The sequence below is a fragment of the Cytobacillus depressus genome (assembly GCF_008923245.1).
Taxonomy (GTDB): Bacteria; Bacillota; Bacilli; order Bacillales; family Cytobacillaceae; genus Cytobacillus; species Cytobacillus depressus.
Genome location: NZ_WBOS01000002.1, coordinates 113635 through 132476, shown reverse-complemented (window position 1 = coordinate 132476; position 18842 = coordinate 113635). Strand labels below are relative to the sequence as shown.

The following is an 18842-nucleotide window of genomic DNA, read 5'->3' as shown; positions in this document are numbered from 1 at the left end:
TTAATTGTCTAGCTCCAGCGCCTACCCCCTCGAGGTCACAAGCCAATCCTCCCAGAAAGGTAAAGTACACCTTTCAGAGAGGCTCGACTTGTGCTTGTCGGGGGTGAGCAAGGCGCTTGCGCTTTTCTAATTACATTTTAATTGTATTCGCTCCGTCAAAGAAAAATAAATACCGCTCATTCACTTTTCTTTTTAAAATTTGTTCTAATGCTTTCGTGTACATGTCAATTTGCACCCGATAACGGTCTTCTAATATTTCTTTCGCTTCAGCAAAACCGCCTTTAAAACGTCCATTAATTTGATCGGTTTTGTAGTCAACTAAGATTAAGCCATGTTCATCTTCAAATAGACAATCAACGATTCCTTGGATGAATACAGCTTCCTCTTCCCCGTTCCAATCAGAATAAACAACGCTCGCCGGAAACGAAAAACTAAAAGGAATTTCCCGTTTGATTTCTTCTGCTTTTACCATTCTTTTGCCTAGATCAGAATGGAAAAATTGCTCAATTAAGATTGGATCAATAGCTTGACGCTGATCTTCTGTTAAGAGCTCTTTTAAAACCATCTCATCCATTTTTGCTTCGATCGACTTTACCGTTGTCTCATTTCTAAAGTCAATATGCTGCATCACCATATGCATAGCTGTACCGCGTTCAGCAGGAGACAATGACTTTTCCTGCATAAATTGAGGTCGGATAAATATTGGCTTTTGAAACTTTTGTAAAAACTCCACTCCGCTATCTTCAAGTGAAACGATCTCCATTTGCCTTTTTATTTCTGAAACAGATTGCTTTGAGCGATGTTGGGATGCTTTAGTATATGAATATTTCCATGATAACTGTTCTTCTACAATACTTTTTAACTGCGATTGCACTGGCACTGCTTCACCGTTGTACACCATTTGCAAATAAAGATCTTTTTCTATTTCCATTTCATCAAGGAACTTTGCTACTTCTTCACTTTTTAGCATTTGCACTTTCCAGCATGACGGGTGATCTGTAATCTCACTAGAAATAAGCGGGCTTAAATTAGTTCCGTCTGTTCTTAATTGTTCACAATCCTTATGCCTTACAAGTGCAGGGCCAATCCAATCAAGAAAGCTGAGACTTGAGGCCCGATCATATTCATTAAGGAGGAAGTTTAAGTTTTCAGTAGCTTGCTGCCATTGATCGACCTTCTTCTCTGCACTTTTTACTGATGCAACTAAATAGAGATATTCTTTTGCCCTTGTTAAGGCTACATAAAGTACTCGCATTTCTTCCGCCAGCATCTCCATTTTCTTCTTCCTTTTAAAAGCAATTTGCGGAAGGGATGGATATGAAATGCGCTTCTCTGCATTGACATATTTTGCGGCAAAGCCGAATTCCTTATCAAGCATATACGATTTCTTCAAATCCATCGTATTGAAATTACGGTCAAGCCCAGCTATGAATACAAACGGAAATTCAAGCCCCTTACTGCTATGGATCGTCATTATACGAACAACATCCTCTTTCTCCCCTAAGGCACGGGCTGCACCGAGATCATCTCCTCGGTCCCGCATGCGTTCAATGAAGCGTAAAAAGCGGAATAAACCTCTGAATGATGTGGATTCATATTGCCGGCAACGATCATAAAGAGCTCGCAAGTTCGCTTGCCTTTGTTTCCCCCCTGGCATGCCTCCTACGAAATCATAGAGTCCGGTTTCGCGATATAAATGCCAAATAAGCTCAGATAGAGCGCCTTGCCTCGCCATTAATCGCCAATTTTTCAATTGCTTAAAAAATGGCTGGACCCTTTCGAATAGCTCTTCTTGCTTAAGTCGCTTGTCTGTACAAAACGAAGTCAATGCCTCGTAAAATGTGGCCCTTTTATGATGTATCCGAATTTGTGATAGCTCTTCTTCCGTTAATCCAACAATCGGTGATCTTAGCACAGCTGCCAGTGGAATATCCTGGTACGGATTATCAATTATTTTTAATAATGACATCATAATCGCTACTTCAGTCGCTTCAAAATAGCCGTTGGAAAGATTCGCATAAACCGGAATTCCTTGCTGCTTAAATTCTTCCATAATTTGCGGAGCCCATGTCATTGAACGGAGAAGAATGACGATGTCACGGTATTCTGCCGGCCGGCCCGATTTTGTTTTAGGATTATATACTTCCTTCCGCTCCGTAATAATTTCTTTAATTTTTGCAGCCATAAATCTTGCCTCAAGCTGGGATTGGGCAAGGTCAGCAGAATCAAAGCCCTCCTGCTCCGTATCTTGCGGTTCATCTTCTGCCCCTTCTAGATCAATAATTGATAATTCTATCGGATAGACATTTTCCTCTGGATATGGGGCCCCTGGTACTAATTCTGCCGCTTCATCATAGACAATTTCACCAACTGAAACGCCCATGATTTGTTTAAAAAGATAGTTCGTTCCGTGAAGCACTTCTTTTCGGCTTCTGAAGTTTCTCGCCAGGTCAATTCTTAAACCGGTCTCTTCCCCGTCCTTTGTAAACCGATTATATTTGCCTAAAAATAAATTAGGTTCAGCCAGCCGGAAACGGTAAATAGACTGCTTGACATCTCCTACCATGAAAAGGTTTCCTGTTTGTTCAGAGTCTATTGTTACTAATTGCAAAATCGCTTCTTGGACCATGTTGACATCTTGGTACTCATCGACGAATATTTCTTTAAATTGATTTCTGCATCCGATTGCTGCGTCTGATGGCTTAAGCTTTCCTTCGTTATCTGATTCTGAAAGGATGTCTAAACAAAAATGCTCAAGATCGGCAAAGTCGACTAGCCCTTTTTCCGTCTTTATTTGATGGAAACGGCTTGAAAACTCCTTCACGATATAAACTAATGTTTCTATATGCTGCTTCATTTCTGCCATATCGCGAATAAAGCTTTCAGGCTTGCGGGAAAAAAGCTCCTCCCCAAGATCTTGAATAATCTTCTTTGCCCGATCTCTCAGCTTCTTAGCCCGTTCTATTAATTCACTGTCATATTCATCGCCTTTGCAATTTTTTGCCCGGCCAAATGACCATGATTGCATCGCTTCATATAAAGTGACCCAAGAATCATTTTTCGCATTGATAAGTGTCTCCACTACATGGAGATCAGCAATGAAATTTTCTGCTCTTGGGGCCGGACCTCCAGGCAGCTTTGTCAGCTCTAGCCCCTGATCGAGTAATTGTTTTGCTCCATTCAGTTGAAGATCAATATCCTCTGACAACGCCTTTATAAAAGGGAGCTGCTCAATTTTCGTTTCTTCATTGACATTATACATCTCAATTATAGAATCGAGATATTGATTAGGAGACGGATTGGAGCGGGCAAAATCATATAGATCCCTTATAATTGTTTGTAGAGCAGAATCGCTCCTGTCATTTGTAAATGTATCAACAAGTGCAAAGAATGCATCATTTCCTTCTTTTCCATACTCCTCTTCAAAAAGCTCTTCCAGCACTTCATCCCTCAAAAGCTGCGCTTCTGTTTCATCAGCAATTCGGAAGCTCGGATCAATATCAATTAAGTAATAATACTTTCTGATTAAATCCAAACAGAAAGAGTGCAATGTAGAGATTGATGCTTTATTTAATAAACTAAGCTGCTTTCGTAAATGCGCGGATCTCGGATTCGCATTAATGGCCTTATCAAGTGCCTCTCCTATTCTGTGTCTCATTTCCGCTGCAGAGGCGTTTGTAAATGTAACGACAAGCAGCTCGTCTACATGAAGCGGGTTATCATCAGAAATAATTTTTTTTATAATTCTTTCTACAAGAACAGCGGTTTTACCTGATCCTGCCGCAGCTGCAACAAGAATATCCTGTCCCTTTGCCATAATGGCCTTCCATTGGTCATCTGTCCAAGTAACGTCCGCAGGCTTAGCTGGAATCATTGATTTCATCCTTCTTCAGCCTCCTTCCGAATTAAATTCAATACTTCCTCTTTCCCTTGTGGAACGAGCATACGATACTCGTTTGCGCCTAATGATTCATCAAATTGGCATACAGGCTTAAAGGAACAAAATGTACAAGGAGTTTTTTCCTTCATCTTATAAGGGGAAATATCAACTTTCCCTGCTGTAATTTGATTGCCTGTTTTTGTATAGATTTTGCGGACATAGTTCCGTAAATCATCGAACTCTTGCTTGCTCGCGATTTTTGAACGTTTGGAAAGTGTGCCGTCTTTTTTAAATCCTGCAGAAATAATCGGAGAGTCACCTGTTTCAAGTGTCTGATCCATTAATCTAACGACATTTTCCTCCCCTAGAATCAGTCCATTCATTTTAAACTTCTTATATAGTTCCTGTTCAATGCCCTCTAATGTCAACATTTTTGATGTGCTAAGCATCGGATTATGCACATGAAAATATAAAACCCCTGCTGGATTTGCTTCTGATCCAATCAACGTATGTGAATGTGAAACAATAATATCTAAATACGTAAGCATTTGCAGTGCAAGCCCGTAATAAACCTCATTTATATTCAAATCCTTTGAACTGGATTTATAGTCTATCACTCTTAAAAAGACGCCATTTTCATCCTCTGCTTTATCTACCCGGTCAATTCTGCCGACAAGCTCCATCTTTGTGCCATTTTTAAGCGGGAATGTGAGCGGCGGCAACTCTGCTTTTGGCCCGAAGCCTAGTTCCAAACCAATAGGTGAAAAGCCGCTTGCTTTCGCATGTTCACTCAATATAAAAGATGCACGGCTAATGATTTGTTCTAACTTTCTTTTTATATAAAAATGACGGTTTGAGCTTAGCAAAATTTCATTTTGCAATTTCGGTGCGAGCATTTCTACTGCTTCATGGGCAAGAATTTCACATTGCTGTCTAGTTAAATCCGTCCACGCAAGCTTTTTGTTCATGACTGTTTCAGCAATATATTTTAATGCAGCATGAAATAAATCTCCTATGTCAGGGGCTTCAAGGCGGAATATTTGCCGTTCTCTAAGCTTAAGTCCGTGCTGAGCAAAATGCGAAAATGGACAGCCATGGAATAGTTCCATTCGCGAAACACTCGCCTGAATCATATCACCATATAAATCTTTGCTTGTTTCTTCTCTTAATTGCTTTGTTTGGTTTTCGTAATTTAGACTAGATAGAACTTTAAGAGCTTGTCCCTTCCACCCTTCTTGATTGAGATAATAATTATAAATATCCCACCAGAAATCATAGATTGGATAATTTCTTTTCTTAAGCTGCAATTGAGAAGTTAGATAGGCTAGTGTTGTATTTACATGGGCAGCATACTCCAGCTGTTCTTTTTCCGGCAGCTCAGCAGGGTCAGATAAATAGGCGTGCTGAATACAATTAGGCAATAAATCTCCTATTCTATTGATATAGGACGATGGCATTAATGCTTTTCCTTCCTCATTAGCTAATGGATAGCTAATAAATAGCCACTCAGATGGGGTCATAAATGCTTTATAAGCGAGAAATTCTTCATCGAGAAGTCGAGTTCTGCTTGATGGAGCAATTTTTAATCCCTTCACTAAGAGCTGTTCGCGATCATCATCCGCTAGCAAGCTATCATCAGAAAATTTAGCGGGAAACACACCGTCATTCATTCCAATAACGAAGATAGCTTTAATATCTGATAGACGGGATAATTCGATATCGGCGGCTACAACCTGATCCAAAGAAGGCGGTACAAGAGTAAATCTTAAAGATTCCATACCCGCCTCAAGAATAGAAGCAAATTGCTTCAAGCTGATTTTCTCAGAGGAGTCTCCAAGCATTTCGACATATTGATCCAGCAAATCCATAATTGCAGTCCATGCCTGTGCATGCTCTCGGGATTTTACGAGGTTCCCATTCTCATCCTCTTTTAGCTTCCATTGCTCTAATTTAGCTGGAATATCTAATTCTTCTAGATATAAATAGAGTGCCTCACAATATTGCCGACCCGTGCTTGCTTTCTTTAAGCGTCTTGAGAGTCTTAAAATTGGGCCAGTAATCATTTCCCTTAAGTCATTTAACTCCTGCTCCATTTCCTTTTCTGCATCTGTTTGAGCAGAGGATGCAAACTCCAATCCACTTATTCTCCTATATATCCATCTTTTATTATTCGTCCATCTGTCCCCTTGGATACCATATGCTAGACAGTAGTTTTCAAGTCTGTCCATTTTTTCTCGTAAATGATCGGCATTCAATTTTGCCGGGAATAATAATTCAGTTTTTACTGCTCGGAATACAGGCTCATAGCGCCAGTTTCCGTTAATCACTTCAAGGGTTGAACGGATCAATTCAACAAGCGGATGATTTAACATCGTTCTTTTTTGATCAATATAATACGGAATTTGATAATCTTGAAAAACTGTGCCAATCAAATCGAAATAATCTTGTCCATTTCTTGAGAGGATAGCGATATCTCGATAGCGCAGGCCTTCCGTCCGCACGAGCTGATTAATTTTTCTAGCTATTCCTTCAATCTCCGCCCTGCGATTGGCGGCTTGACCAATATGGACAACAGTCTCTCCTTCATAGCCTTTTGTGGGACGTGAGTCAAACCATTCTTCAAGATGCGTTAAAGATGGCTCTTCCCATTTTTTTTGTTTTTTTAATATTATCTCTTCAATTGGCAAGCCATTTTGTGCAGCTATTTCATAAATAGTCTGGCATGTTTCACCCGACATTCTAAATAAGTGGAGATCATCAGGCGGATGATGCTTGAAAGGCTGATCAAGAGTGAATGTGATTGTCACCCTTTTACAATGCTTCATTAGCTGCTCGACAATCATATATTCCTGCGGTGTAAAGCTATAAAAGCCATCTATATAAATTTCAGCTTGTTTTAAATAACTTGATTCAGCAGCTTTTTCCGTTAGTAGACGGAAATAGTCTTCTGAATCTACATATTTACCTTGAAGCGAATCATCAAAATTTCGGTAAATCAATTCAAGGTCGTGAAGTTTATCTTGGAGGGCGTTATTTGTTTTTTCTCCTTTTGACAATTGGTCTTGCTTCTCTGTGAGCTCTTCTGGCTGAATACAATATCTTTTAAACTCTGTCAGCATTTGCTCCAATTGCTGGATAAATCCATTTTTATCAGCGGCACGATGAAACAGCTTAAGCTCGTCCTTTTTTTCATCCATAATTTTTCGAATAAGCATGCTGATCCCGACACTGCTTAAATGGTAGCGATTCATCCCGCCCGTTTCCTGTAAAACTCTCCAAGCAAGGCGAGTGAAGGAATAAACTTGACTGCGAATCATTCCGCCAAGTTCAGGTGTATTGATCAATTTATATTCCGACAGAAATGTCATTTGCTCTGGAACTAAGTAAATGATCGGATCTCCACCGGGATTTTTCCGAAGCTCATCGCGAATTTCATTTAGACAAAACTCTGTTTTACCGCTCCCAGAACGGCCAATTAATACACGAATGGACATATGCACCCTCTCTTTCCGTTCTTTATTCTAGTTAATATTTTATCATAGATAAGAGCATTTGTTTGCATTTACCTTTGTTAAAATAATGGGAAAATGAAAAGCGGAGAGCGCCGATGGCGCTCGGAGCTAGACATAGAAAAGGACTCGAAAAAATCGAGTCCTAATCATAAATATATTATGTTTTAAAGAAGACTAGAAAGAAACATCCATCTCATCAAGAGGCCAGTACCTTAAGTTGACCTTTCCGACCACTTGATCGATAGGAACGAAGCCATAGTGGCGGCTGTCCCAGCTTTTCGCTCGGTTATCACCGAGTACAAAAAGCTTCCCTTCAGGAACGATTTCCATTCCAGTAACCTCTTTCAAGGTAAATTCTCCTGTCAGCATGCTGCCTATTGCTTCTTTCCGATATTTGTCTAAGTATGGCTCATCTACTTTTTCACCATTGACGTAAAGCTCGTCATTGCGATATTCAATCTTATCTCCGGGCAAGCCAATGATCCTCTTTACGAAATCTTCTTCCTTACTATGATGGAAGACGATCACATCGAAACGGTGTAATTCTCCGATATGTGTTCCAATCTTGTTGACAATTAATTTATTGCCGTTTTCAAGAGTCGGCTCCATCGATTCGCCTTCGACAATATAATTTGAAAAGAAAAATGTTCGGATAAAGGCAAAGATAATTATGCCAATGGCAAAAGCCTTCATCCACTCGATTCCTTCTTTTTTGATTTCTTCCTTCAACCTTTTCTCTCCTTCCTCTTACTCTTGAATATTCCTTTCTTTAGCCGTCCTCAAGTTCATTTTTATTTCTATTCTTTTCCCAACATACCAAAGGATAAAAATAATTATTGCTACAATCGCAGTTCGAATCGGCTGCGTGATAAGTGATTGAATATCGTATCCGATAAAGCTCATTGTAAAGATCATGACGAGCTTCCCAGTAAAAACAGCAAGCATGTATTGATATATACTTATTTTTGAAAGACCTGCAACGATATTAACTATGGCTGAAGGTGTAAATGGAAAACATAAAAGAATGAACAGCGGACCGAAACCATGTCTTTCCACCCATGTCATTAGTTTTTGTACTTGTGAATGTTTTTTAAGAACGCGCAGAATCCTTCGTTGACCATACTTTCGCACGATTAAAAAAACTAGTAGAGCTCCCACTGTTGCACCGATCCATGAAAATAGAAAGCCAAGCCATAATCCAAAGGCATTTGCATTGGCCATCACAAATAAAAAGAGGGGCAAAAATGGCAAAAAAGCTTCAATCATCGGAAGCAAAATTCCTGGTAACGGGCCGAACGAACGATATTTTTCTATTAAATCCATTATGTGTTCCATTGTAAACCAATCTTTAAACCATTCGAAATCCATTATAAACTCCTTGAAGCGAAAAGTGGAAGCGCCTTCTGAATAATCAAAGGACATTGTTCCTGCGATGATTATTCGCAGAAACTTTCCTTGTCCTGTCGCATTGTCAACACTAGTACGTCCAGTAGGCGCTGGATCTAGACAATTCTTAAGCTGAGAAGTACTTGTCTTATTTATACCTCTTTCTTTTTCATTGTACACCTATTTTTAGGTAAAAGAATATTATTTTTCTAAAAATTCTTGAATGGCTTGTTTGTTTTTTTCAAGGTTTATCGCTAGCACGGCGCCGGCACCATTTATTCGTTGATTCTCATAGGAGCCATCTATTGGTACACGTAAAGTGTCAATATCACTCATGCTTTTAGAAATAAAGTCTTTACCAATATAAAGGATGTCCGCTGTATCCATATTTGTATTAACGAATGGCGTCATCACACCGACTAATTTAGGCAGCTTGGCGAGCGTTTGAAAGCTCTTAAACTGGGATGCCACTTCTTTTAGTGTCTTTTGCTGGCGCTCAACCCTGCCGAAATCGCCAATAGCATCATGGCGAAAGCGTACATAACCGAGAAGATGCTGTCCATCTAGTCTTTGTAATCCAGGTTGTAATGAAACTCCGATATTGGTAGACATTGCTTTTTCTACATCTATTTCTACGCCTTGTGGAAATGCTTCATCAATTAAATGAACAAAACCATTAAAATCAACGATTGCATAATATTTAAGGTCAATATCAAAATTCTCCTTAATCGTTTGTCTTAATAATTCCGGACCGCCAAAAGCTAATGCGGCATTGATCTTATTCTTTCCATGCCCTGGGATATTAACATACGAATCCCTCATAATTGAAATCACTTTATACGATCCTTTATCAGGACGATATTGAGCAATCATAATTGTGTCTGCTCTTGATCTTTCATTCCCACGGGCATCACTGCCTAGAAGAAGAATATTCGTACCGCCATACTGATCCTTGTCGCCATGAAATTCAAACTTCTCTGCTTTTATTGTCGCCTTCTCTTTCGATAGTGCAACCCCTTGCTTATATTGAAAATAAGAATAACCTATTAATCCACCCAAAATAAGAATGAGAATAAGGAAAAATGTTTTCCATTTCCCCTTTCGTTGTTTTTTTTGCTGATATCTTTCTGATCTCATATGTCTAATCCTTTCTTATCAAATTCGCCTAGGCGTATTTGCGCCCAAATTTTTATCGAGCTCGCTCGATAAATTCCTTTAAAAAATTTGAGGCATCCGCCGGAGGCGTAACTTTATTCAGCATGGGTTTGAACCCAACTGAATTGGATACCTATTTGCATACAACTAACCACCTATTCGGTGGAAGACTTTTGCTGAAAAAAGTTAATAGCATTCGACCTTCAAACATATAAGACTGATTATATCGTAAAAAAGTTTCTTTTTTTCGCTGGTAAATGTTGCATTTCTTTTAAAAACGAAAAGCCGTAAACCTGTTAAAGGCTTACGGCTTTTCGTTTAGTTTATATTAAATACTCTTTAAACCACTCGATAATATAATTGAGACGTTTCATTCTTAAATTAGGTTTTCCGCTCCGTGATAATTCGTGGTTAGCTTCCGGGAAACGAATAAACTTCGTTGCCTTCCCGCGATGCTTCAGGGCAATAAATAATTGTTCCGCTTGTTCAATTGGGCAGCGGTAGTCCTTCTCACTGTGAAGGATTAAAAGCGGTGTTTCCATTTGATCAACATAGGCTAGCGGCGAATGTTTCCATAATGTTGTAATATCATTTAAGTCACTCTGGATTTGCCAATCGGTGAAATAATAACCGATATCACTCACTCCGTAAAAACTAATCCAGTTCGAAATGGAGCGCTGAGTTACAGCTGCTTTGAAACGATTCGTATGTCCAATAATCCAGTTGGTCATGAAGCCTCCGTAGCTTCCGCCCGTTACCCCTAAGCGATCTTTTTCGATAAAGTCATAATTAGCTAGTGCATAATCTACAGCATCCATAATATCTTCATAATCTTTTCCGCCATAATCGCCTCTTACGGCGTCCACGAAAGCTTGTCCATAGCCATGGCTCCCGCGAGGATTTATGTAAAGAATGGCATATCCTTCAGCGGCTAAGCATTGGAATTCATGAAAATACGTATTGGCATACATGGCGTGTGGACCGCCATGAATTTCAAGAATGAGCGGGTATTTTTCTCCTTCTTTGAAGTTCACAGGCTTCATGATCCAGCCATGCAAATCCCAATCATCTGAAGATTGAAATTGAATGGTCTCTGGTTCGGCAAGTGTAACTTCATTTAAAACTTCCTCATTCACATTCGTCAGCTGCTCCAATTCACCCGTTGTTACACTTAATAAGTATAATTCACCCGGGTTCGTCGGCTTGCTGATGGCAACAACCGCACGATCTATTTTTCCGCCAGTTGAAAGTCCATATATGTGCTGGCGATCTAAGTGAGCCGGATAAAGTTCGCCATCTAGTGAGCCATAATAAACAACCGTATTGCCATGATCTGTCGCTAAGAAATAGAAGCGATGATTGTCCTCTCCCCATAAGATCCCTGGCGATACTGCTCCTTGCTGAAAATCACCAATCGCATAATCGCCTACTAATAAATCTGAATCGGCAGTTAGACATGTAAGATTTTTCACTTCAACATTGTAAAGCCAAATCTTTGAAAGAGTGGCATTTTTGAATTCTTGTTCATGGCCGAACATCCCAAGATTTTTTCCGTCTGGGGACCATGTAACATGGCCAAAGGAGCCAATACCATTTGTAATATTTTCATAATCCTTTGTTTCAGTATCAATTAAAAAAACATCACTAATGAAAGATATATCCTTATCCTCACTTAAATCTGCAGTTACAGCAATTTTATTTCCATTTGGTGACCAGCTTTGCAGCTGAAAATCATGCTTACCTGAGGTTAGCAGTTCCACTTCACCACTTTCAACTTGAACGATCCCGATTTGATTATATTTTCCGTCCCAAAACCCTGAAGCATCTGATTTGTATTTCATTTTTTCAACTTCAAGCGGAACAAGAAGTTTATCTTCTTTTTTCTCTTGCTTTTCAGTTTGGGTTAATGTTTCATCATGTTTAAGGGCCACATTAAAAGCGATCTTGCGGCCGTCTGGCGACCAAACGGGATTCGTTGCACCATTTGGGCATTTTGTTAGTTGGCGGGCCTCGCCACCATTTGTATCCATTACATAGATTTGCCCTTTTCCCTCTCTATCGGATACAAACGCTAATTTTGTTCCATCTGATGACCAGCGTGGGGAATAATTTCTGTTTTCGCCAAAGGTCCACTGAACAGGCTGATTTTTTTCTTGTACATTTATGTAAAATAAATTAGAGCAATATTTATTTTCCTTCTCGAGCATTTTCGTTTCAACGAAAATACAATCCTTCCCATTCGCTGCGAGATGGGGATCGGACACAGATTTCAGCTTAAACAGATCTTCTGGTTTAATAGTTCTTTTTTCTTTCACGATAAATTCCTCCTCTAAAAGCACAAGCGCCTTGGTCACCCTCAGGTTTAGCACAAGATGATCCTCCCAGAAAGGTTGCCTTTTACCTTTCGGGGGCGCTGAAGCTAGACATCTTTTGGCTCCTAACTTATTTCGACACTTGAAATAAAATTCCTTTATTTTTATAGTTTAGATTTATAAATGTCACTCGAAAGATTAACGATATGGACACAATAAGTGTATTCTCATGATTCGACATTATCGGCTCTTGCATTAAATCTAAATTAGCTATAATATAGAAATAGAACAGGTGTTCTAGAAATAGATATTCGACTAAATTAAATTTAAAAAGAATGGTGATATTATGACAAGAATTCCTGAGGAGGACCGCAATATTATCGAGCAGGCTATATATCTTCCAATGGTTTTAACTGTTTTAAATCGAGATCTTACCGTCTTTAACAACAGCCCTTTTAAGCTGAAACAGCCTTATTTAAATTTGATTGAAGAGACAATGAAGGTTATTCAAAAGGAATTAAAAGAAGTGAAACAATATATGTATCAAAATAAGTTGAAGGTTGAACAGTTAAAGCGGGATGAAGCTTTTACGATGTTCATGTTTCTCTATAAAGGCTATGAAGAGCATCACAATTATTTCAATCCCCGCATTCGCAATAAAGTTCAAGAGTTATTAGATTTTTATTTATATAGAAGGCATCTGCAGGATCGACATAAAGACAAGAAAGAGGGCTTATCATAACTGACAATCCCCCTCGGGCTTAATATGCTATTCATCTTCCTCTTGTTCGATATGTGCCTGGACGCTCAGAAGCATTGAGATTTTTCTTTCCGCTTATGAGATACCAGTCGCCGAGTCCAGTATTCTCAATTCTTCTGCTTAGCGTCGTTTTTAATAAGGCTGTTCGTAATACTTGGTTATGGAATGAGTTATAAGAAACCGGGATAGATAAAAGCTTCTTATTCTTAAATATTACTTGGGTATGGGTATCAGAACGCCGATGTAAATGAATATGTTCTTGAGATATCCAAATGCATTTTGAGTTACTCGGAGATGTCGTTGGAAAAAAATAAATGGAGTTTGCGGAGTCTACAGTTATTGGTGCTTTGTGGGTAATTCCAATTAAGTGCTTCGTTGCTTCTTTTCTGCCCTCATAACTGCTTCCATATAAAAAACAGCTTTTCTTAATGATATCAAAAGGCTTAAATGGAGAAATAAACTCTTCCTCAAGCTCCCAAATTTTCGAATAAATCTTCGATCCATATGTAAATGGCAAAATAATCATCGTATTAGGGTTAATTTCATATTCTTCAATTATAGGCGGCATTTTATTAGTCATTTTTTCATCTCCTAAACTATTCTACCTCTACTATACCAAATATTATTAGAAAAATTCACTTTCTTCAAAAAGTTCCTAATTTGTACACAATTTTTACCGGAGATTAGCGGGCTTTAAGACTCCTATCTAAAATTTTATACCAACAAAATTTCCTAAAAATTTTAAAAATTGAGTTGAATAAAGAGGAGGAGCTCCATATAATAGTAAAAAGCGTTGAGGTGATTTTCATGAATGAAAAATCATACACAGAGCTAATGAAAAAAAACGCCATGAAAAGGAAAAAGCTAAAAGAGTCCTATGTTTTGGATCTTTACATCGACATGCTTCTCTCTGAAGTGCTGCTGACATCGGAAAAAAAGAAGCTAATGGACGAAATCGACCACTCCCTTGAAGAAGGAAATAAACCGGCATTTATTCATTTATCTAAACAATATATTGAATTAACGAAGCGTTTCGGAACATAATTTTTTCACGATCTCCTAGCGTGGCTAGGAGATTTATTTTTTTGCAAATAGAAAAGCGGAAGCGCCTTGATCACCGCCGACAAGCACAAGGCAATCGGCTCAGAAAGGTGTATTTTACCTTTCTGAGCCGATTGCCTTGTGACCTCGAGGTCGATAAAAACACGACGTCCTCCCAAAAGCTATACTTTTGGTCGTGCGATGTGTCGCTGTCTAAGTCTTCTTTGTCCTGTCGTATTGTCGACACTAGTAAACCCTGTACGTCGGGGGTAGGCGCTGGAGCTAGACAAAAAAACACGAGTAGAAGGTAGCGCTACTCGTGTTTTTTTAAATGATTTTTAAGTCCATATTCCTCCAGAGAAGAGATACGCTCAAGCATGGTTGGGTGGCCATATCGGAAAATTTTCACTAATAACGGAGGATTAACTTGGCTTTTCCCAGCACGAGTAAGCTCCTGAAATGTTTTAATTGCAGCATCCGTATCTTTTGTCAGTTTAATCGCATAATGATCTGCGCGCGCCTCTTCGTAGCGGGAAACAAAATTCGAAAGCGGGCTTGAAATAAACATGAGCATCGAAATAATCATTAATAATAGCGGCAAAGAGCGGATATCATTGACTGCAGGAACTTTTAGCTCTTTCCCCCATCGGCTAATAATGATCTCCATCATCCTGCCTGTTATATATAGACCGACCAAGGATAAAAGCAAATATCCAGCTATTCCAAAATAAATATGCTTTTCAACATAATGCCCCATCTCATGTGCCATGATAAATAAAATTTCCTGCTCATCTAGCCTGTTCAAAGTAGTATCCCACAGAACGATTCTCGAATTTGAACCGATTCCGTTTACATAAGCATTGAGGGCATTCGTTTTTTCAGACATATTAACTTCATAAACATGCTCAGCAGGAATATGAGCTTTATCAGCTAATGCTAATATTTTTGCTTCGAGCTCTTTATTTTTCAATGGATAAAAATCATTATAAAGCGGATCGATGACAACTGGCTGTAAAAACATCATAAATAAAGTGAATGGGATGGAAAGCAACCAGGCATAAAGCCACCATCTTTTCCGGCTTTTATTAATGATCCAATAAAGAACAGTGACAATAATTAATAGCGTGCCATAATTAACCCAGAAATCAATCAATTCATCCTTCATCCAGCCACCAAACGTTTGCGTTGAAATATTATAGCTCTTCGATAAAGAATAACTTATATAACTTAGTGGCAATGTCGCAATAAAAGCAAAGAAAGAAAGCCAAATTAAATAAATTGCTCTTTGAACAAACTTATATTTCGCTGACTGCTCGGCCCATTTTTTAAATGCATTAGACAAACCGAGCAATAGAATAAAAAGATAGAACAGCCATTCAAATGGTGTCGACAAGAAAAATAATAAATTTCTTACTTTCGAGTACTCCTCACTAAGCATGAGTTCCCTTCCATTCAAAAATGTAGCAGGGTCTGCCCGCGTTCCTTCGTATTCAAAGCTTAAGCTTGTGTCTGCGAAATAAAATAAATACCAATAAAATAATAGTCCATAAAGACAATAAAGTATGACACCGTAAAAGCCTATTTTTCTTGCCATCTTACTCCCCCCTTTTCGTACAACCCTTCAATGTAAGTTTAGTATGAAAATCAATATTTAGAACAATTTCTTCATACAAGCATTCCTCAATTCTTTGATTAGGATGTACAAAATTCACAAGAAAAAACCGGTTCCGCGCTGAACCGGTCCAATAATGATTACATCATGAAAGAATAGATTGATAAAACAGCAATGGAGCTTAAGACGACAATAATAACATTAACCCCTAAGTACGCTACAAAAAAGGCGGCAGCTGCGCCAAGTATTCCAAACCATAGATCATCATTGATAAAGAAAACCCCTGGAAAAACGAGTGCTCCTAAAGTAGCAGACGGAACATTTCTTAAAACATTTTGCAAAAATGCCGGCAAGTTCTTCCCTTTTAGGAGAACAAAAGGAAGCATTCTTGGAATATATGTAACGACTCCCATCCCAATAATCATCCAAACGATGTGACTACTCATCGTCTTTCCTCCTCTGCTTATTCTTCATCCCTTCAATAAGCTCAACGATAACGGATGATAATAGTGTAGCTGCAACAATTGCCCAGCCAGTTGAAAGAGTTTCCGTTAAGGTGAATATCGTATTAAAGCAGGCAGCTAGAGCAGCCAAAAATACAACCTTCACGCTTTTCTTCATGGATGGCACTAATAATCCAATAAACATGGCATAAAGGGCAATGGTCATGCTTTCCTGTAGTGTTTGCGGCAGACTCGCTCCTAATAAATAGCCAAAACCAGTGGCGATCCCCCAGCTAAAATAGCCGATTAAATTGAGACCGTACATATAGCCCGTAGTGACCTTGCCTTCGTTCATGGCTGCTACAGAAAAGGATTCATCCGTAATCCCAAATGAGTAAACTGCTTTATGAACAAGATCGTCATCTTCACATCTTTCATTTAAAGCAGATGACATAAGGAAATGTCTAATATTCACAATAAATGTTGTTAAAATAATTTCAAAGATCCCTGTCCCAAGGGAGAGTAAGCTTAGCGAAATATACTGGGAAGCACCTGCAAATACAACAAAGCTCATTAATACTGTCTCACTAAATGACAAACCTGTCGTTTTAGCGAGCAGCCCAAAAGTTAACGCTACTGGTATATATCCAATGGATATGCTTATCCCTGATTGTAATCCCTTCCTGAATTCTGACTGGGATTTGTTCATAGCCAGTTCAGCCATGACTGCACCACCTTTTAAAGACAAAATTTTCGATATATTGCTATATTATTAGGTTATTATTATATATTTGTACAAGATAATACACAATAGTCTTCGCCTGTTTAATAAATAGATCCAATTTCCGGATGTCGCCGACATAATTTCAAAAGGCATATCACATGGATATGCCTGCTTTCTCGAAAGTTAATTTAAATGAGTACTGCCCGATCACTGCTCATTTTCTCTCCACGAATTCGCTGGAATTCTTCTAATAACTTTTCGACGGTTAAGTTTTTCTTCTCCTCTTCAGTCGTTTCGAAAATTATTTGCCCTTTATCCATCATAATCAGCCTATTCCCAAGATCAAGCGCCTGCTGCATATTATGAGTGACCATTAATGTTGTCAACTTATACGTTTCTACAATTTGCTTTGTCAGCTGCGTAATCAGCTCCGCACGTGATGGATCGAGTGCGGCCGTATGCTCATCAAGAAGAAGGATTTTCGGTTCAGTGAAGGTTGCCATTAATAAAGATAAGGCCTGTCTTTCCCCTCCCGATAATAAACCAACCTTTGCCTCCAAACGATTTTCTAATCCGAGATGAAGTGTTTCTAGCTTCTCTTTAAAAAATTCCCGTCTTGCTTTCGTCACTCCTCTTTTTAACCCGCGAGAGGATATTCTTGAATAAGCAATCGCTAAATTCTCTTCAATCGTCATAGCCGGTGCGGTCCCAGCCATCGGGTCCTGAAAGACGCGGCCAATAAGCCTTGACCTTTTAAACTCTTTCACGGCTGTCACGTCTTTTCCGTCAATAACGACCTTGCCAATATCAGGAATCAGCTTTCCGGATATTAGGTTCATAAGTGTTGATTTCCCTGCCCCATTGCTGCCGATGACAGTCATGAAATCACCGGGCTTTAAGTGTAGGTTCATATGCTGCAAGGCTATTTTTTCATCAGGTGTCCCTTCATTAAAAACTTTATGAATTTGATCTAATTGCAGCAATATGCTCACCACTCTCATTTGCTTTTTGTACAACTTGAGCCATTCTCCGTTTTTTACGCTGTTTTTCACGCTGCTTATCAAGCATCTTCGGCAGAATCAGCGCACAAACAACGATAAAGGCGGTAATCAGCTTCATATCACCCGTCTCAAGAAAATCGACTCTTAATGCCAGTGTGACGATAATTCTGTATAATATAGCTCCGCCAATTACAGCAAATGTAGCCCGGACAATCGTCTTTGCTCCGAAGATCGCTTCCCCAATAATAACGGATGCAAGACCAATAATAATCATTCCAATTCCCATCCCGACATCACTGAAGCCGTTGTATTGCGCAACAAGTGCACCGGATAATGCGACAAGAGCATTGGAAATGCCAAGACCAACAATTTTTAATAAATCAGTGTCCGCTGAGAAGCTGCGGATCATCGTTTCATTATTTCCTGTTGCACGAATCGCTAAGCCAAAATCTGTCTTTAAGAAAAGATCAATCACTACTTTAACAATGATGGCTAATAGAAGCATAATGATGAGAATTCCCCACGTATTTGGAACGAAGCCGGTTGCTGAAAATAATGCTTGAATGCCATTATCCAGCCCTAACCCTTTCCAAAATGCCGTCAATTTTGTGACTACTGTTTCTTCCGATAATAGCGGAACATTTGATTTCCCCATTATTCTTAAATTAATTGAATATAAGGCAATCATCATAAGGATCCCTGATAATAGAGGGTTAATTTTCCCCTTCGTATGAAGAAGGCCAGTCATGCACCCTGCCGCAAATCCGCAAAGGATTGCAATAAACGTAGCTACAAATGGATTTGTTCCCCCAACGATAAGGACTGCAGCCACGGCAGCACCAGTAACGAAGCTCCCATCCACTGTTAGATCAGGAAAATCTAATATTCTAAAAGATAAATAGACTCCTAATGCCATTAATGCATAAATTGCACCTGCTTCTATCGAGCCAAAGATGGCTGTTGGCATCTTCATCTTCCTCTCTGAATTGATATGCGCAAGCGCCTTCGGAACAATC

At 39.1% G+C, this 18842-nt stretch carries 14 protein-coding genes; 2 read left to right on the top strand and 12 right to left on the bottom strand.

Annotation, left to right across the window (positions count from 1 at the left end):
* Positions 1 to 130: 130 nt before the first annotated feature.
* From addA to F7731_RS05905, 6 genes are all read right to left on the bottom strand, one after another.
* A complete protein-coding gene (gene addA, locus F7731_RS05930; protein WP_151533851.1) occupies positions 131 to 3883 on the bottom strand; it encodes a helicase-exonuclease AddAB subunit AddA in 3753 nt (1250 codons plus the stop codon).
* The gene (addB, locus tag F7731_RS05925; RefSeq protein ID WP_151533850.1) at positions 3880 to 7374 is read right to left on the bottom strand and encodes a helicase-exonuclease AddAB subunit AddB; all 3495 of its coding nucleotides are present in this window, start codon (positions 7372 to 7374) and stop codon (positions 3880 to 3882) included. Before addB ends, addA begins: the two co-directional genes overlap by 4 nt.
* A gap of 192 nt (positions 7375 to 7566) precedes the next feature.
* Positions 7567 to 8121 carry a signal peptidase I gene (lepB, locus tag F7731_RS05920; RefSeq protein ID WP_151533849.1) on the bottom strand — a complete coding sequence of 185 codons (555 nt, stop codon included), beginning with the start codon at positions 8119 to 8121 and terminating at the stop codon, positions 7567 to 7569.
* Between the two features lie 18 nt (positions 8122 to 8139).
* Positions 8140 to 8760: a TVP38/TMEM64 family protein gene (locus F7731_RS05915; RefSeq protein ID WP_151533848.1), complete on the bottom strand. Its 621-nt coding sequence runs from the start codon at positions 8758 to 8760 to the stop codon at positions 8140 to 8142.
* 219 nt (positions 8761 to 8979) lie between these two features.
* Positions 8980 to 9915 (bottom strand): LCP family protein, encoded by a 936-nt coding sequence (locus F7731_RS05910; RefSeq protein WP_151533847.1) that lies wholly within the window; start codon positions 9913 to 9915, stop codon positions 8980 to 8982.
* Positions 9916 to 10256: 341 nt separating this feature from the next.
* Positions 10257 to 12248: a S9 family peptidase gene (locus tag F7731_RS05905; protein WP_151533846.1), complete on the bottom strand. Its 1992-nt coding sequence runs from the start codon at positions 12246 to 12248 to the stop codon at positions 10257 to 10259.
* A gap of 343 nt (positions 12249 to 12591) precedes the next feature.
* Here F7731_RS05905 and F7731_RS05900 point away from each other — a divergent pair, with 343 nt between their 5' ends.
* Positions 12592 to 12987 (top strand): YhjD family protein, encoded by a 396-nt coding sequence (locus tag F7731_RS05900; RefSeq protein ID WP_151533845.1) that lies wholly within the window; start codon positions 12592 to 12594, stop codon positions 12985 to 12987.
* A gap of 31 nt (positions 12988 to 13018) precedes the next feature.
* Here the strand turns inward: F7731_RS05900 and F7731_RS05895 are convergent, their stop codons facing one another.
* Positions 13019 to 13585 (bottom strand): competence protein ComK, encoded by a 567-nt coding sequence (locus tag F7731_RS05895; protein WP_151533844.1) that lies wholly within the window; start codon positions 13583 to 13585, stop codon positions 13019 to 13021.
* A gap of 227 nt (positions 13586 to 13812) precedes the next feature.
* Between F7731_RS05895 and F7731_RS05890 the strand changes: the two genes are divergently transcribed.
* On the top strand, positions 13813 to 14049 hold the full coding sequence (locus F7731_RS05890; protein WP_151533843.1) for an IDEAL domain-containing protein: 237 nt from the start codon (positions 13813 to 13815) through the stop codon (positions 14047 to 14049).
* 310 nt (positions 14050 to 14359) lie between these two features.
* On the opposite strand, the gene F7731_RS05885 is transcribed toward F7731_RS05890, so the two are convergent.
* From F7731_RS05885 to F7731_RS05865, 5 genes are all read right to left on the bottom strand, one after another.
* Positions 14360 to 15640, bottom strand: coding sequence for a M48 family metallopeptidase (locus F7731_RS05885; RefSeq protein WP_151533842.1), 1281 nt, complete (start codon positions 15638 to 15640; stop codon positions 14360 to 14362).
* A 158-nt stretch (positions 15641 to 15798) separates the two neighbouring features.
* Complete coding sequence (locus tag F7731_RS05880) at positions 15799 to 16104, bottom strand: AzlD domain-containing protein (RefSeq protein WP_151533841.1); 306 nt, start codon at positions 16102 to 16104, stop codon at positions 15799 to 15801.
* Complete coding sequence (locus tag F7731_RS05875; protein ID WP_151533840.1) at positions 16097 to 16825, bottom strand: AzlC family ABC transporter permease; 729 nt, start codon at positions 16823 to 16825, stop codon at positions 16097 to 16099. The genes F7731_RS05880 and F7731_RS05875 overlap by 8 nt, the downstream gene beginning before the upstream one ends.
* A 188-nt stretch (positions 16826 to 17013) precedes the next feature.
* Positions 17014 to 17808, bottom strand: a complete 795-nt coding sequence (locus F7731_RS05870; protein ID WP_151533839.1) for an ABC transporter ATP-binding protein — start codon at positions 17806 to 17808, stop codon at positions 17014 to 17016.
* Complete coding sequence (locus F7731_RS05865) at positions 17783 to 18793, bottom strand: ABC transporter permease (protein WP_151533838.1); 1011 nt, start codon at positions 18791 to 18793, stop codon at positions 17783 to 17785. Before F7731_RS05865 ends, F7731_RS05870 begins: the two co-directional genes overlap by 26 nt.
* Positions 18794 to 18842 lie beyond the last annotated feature (49 nt).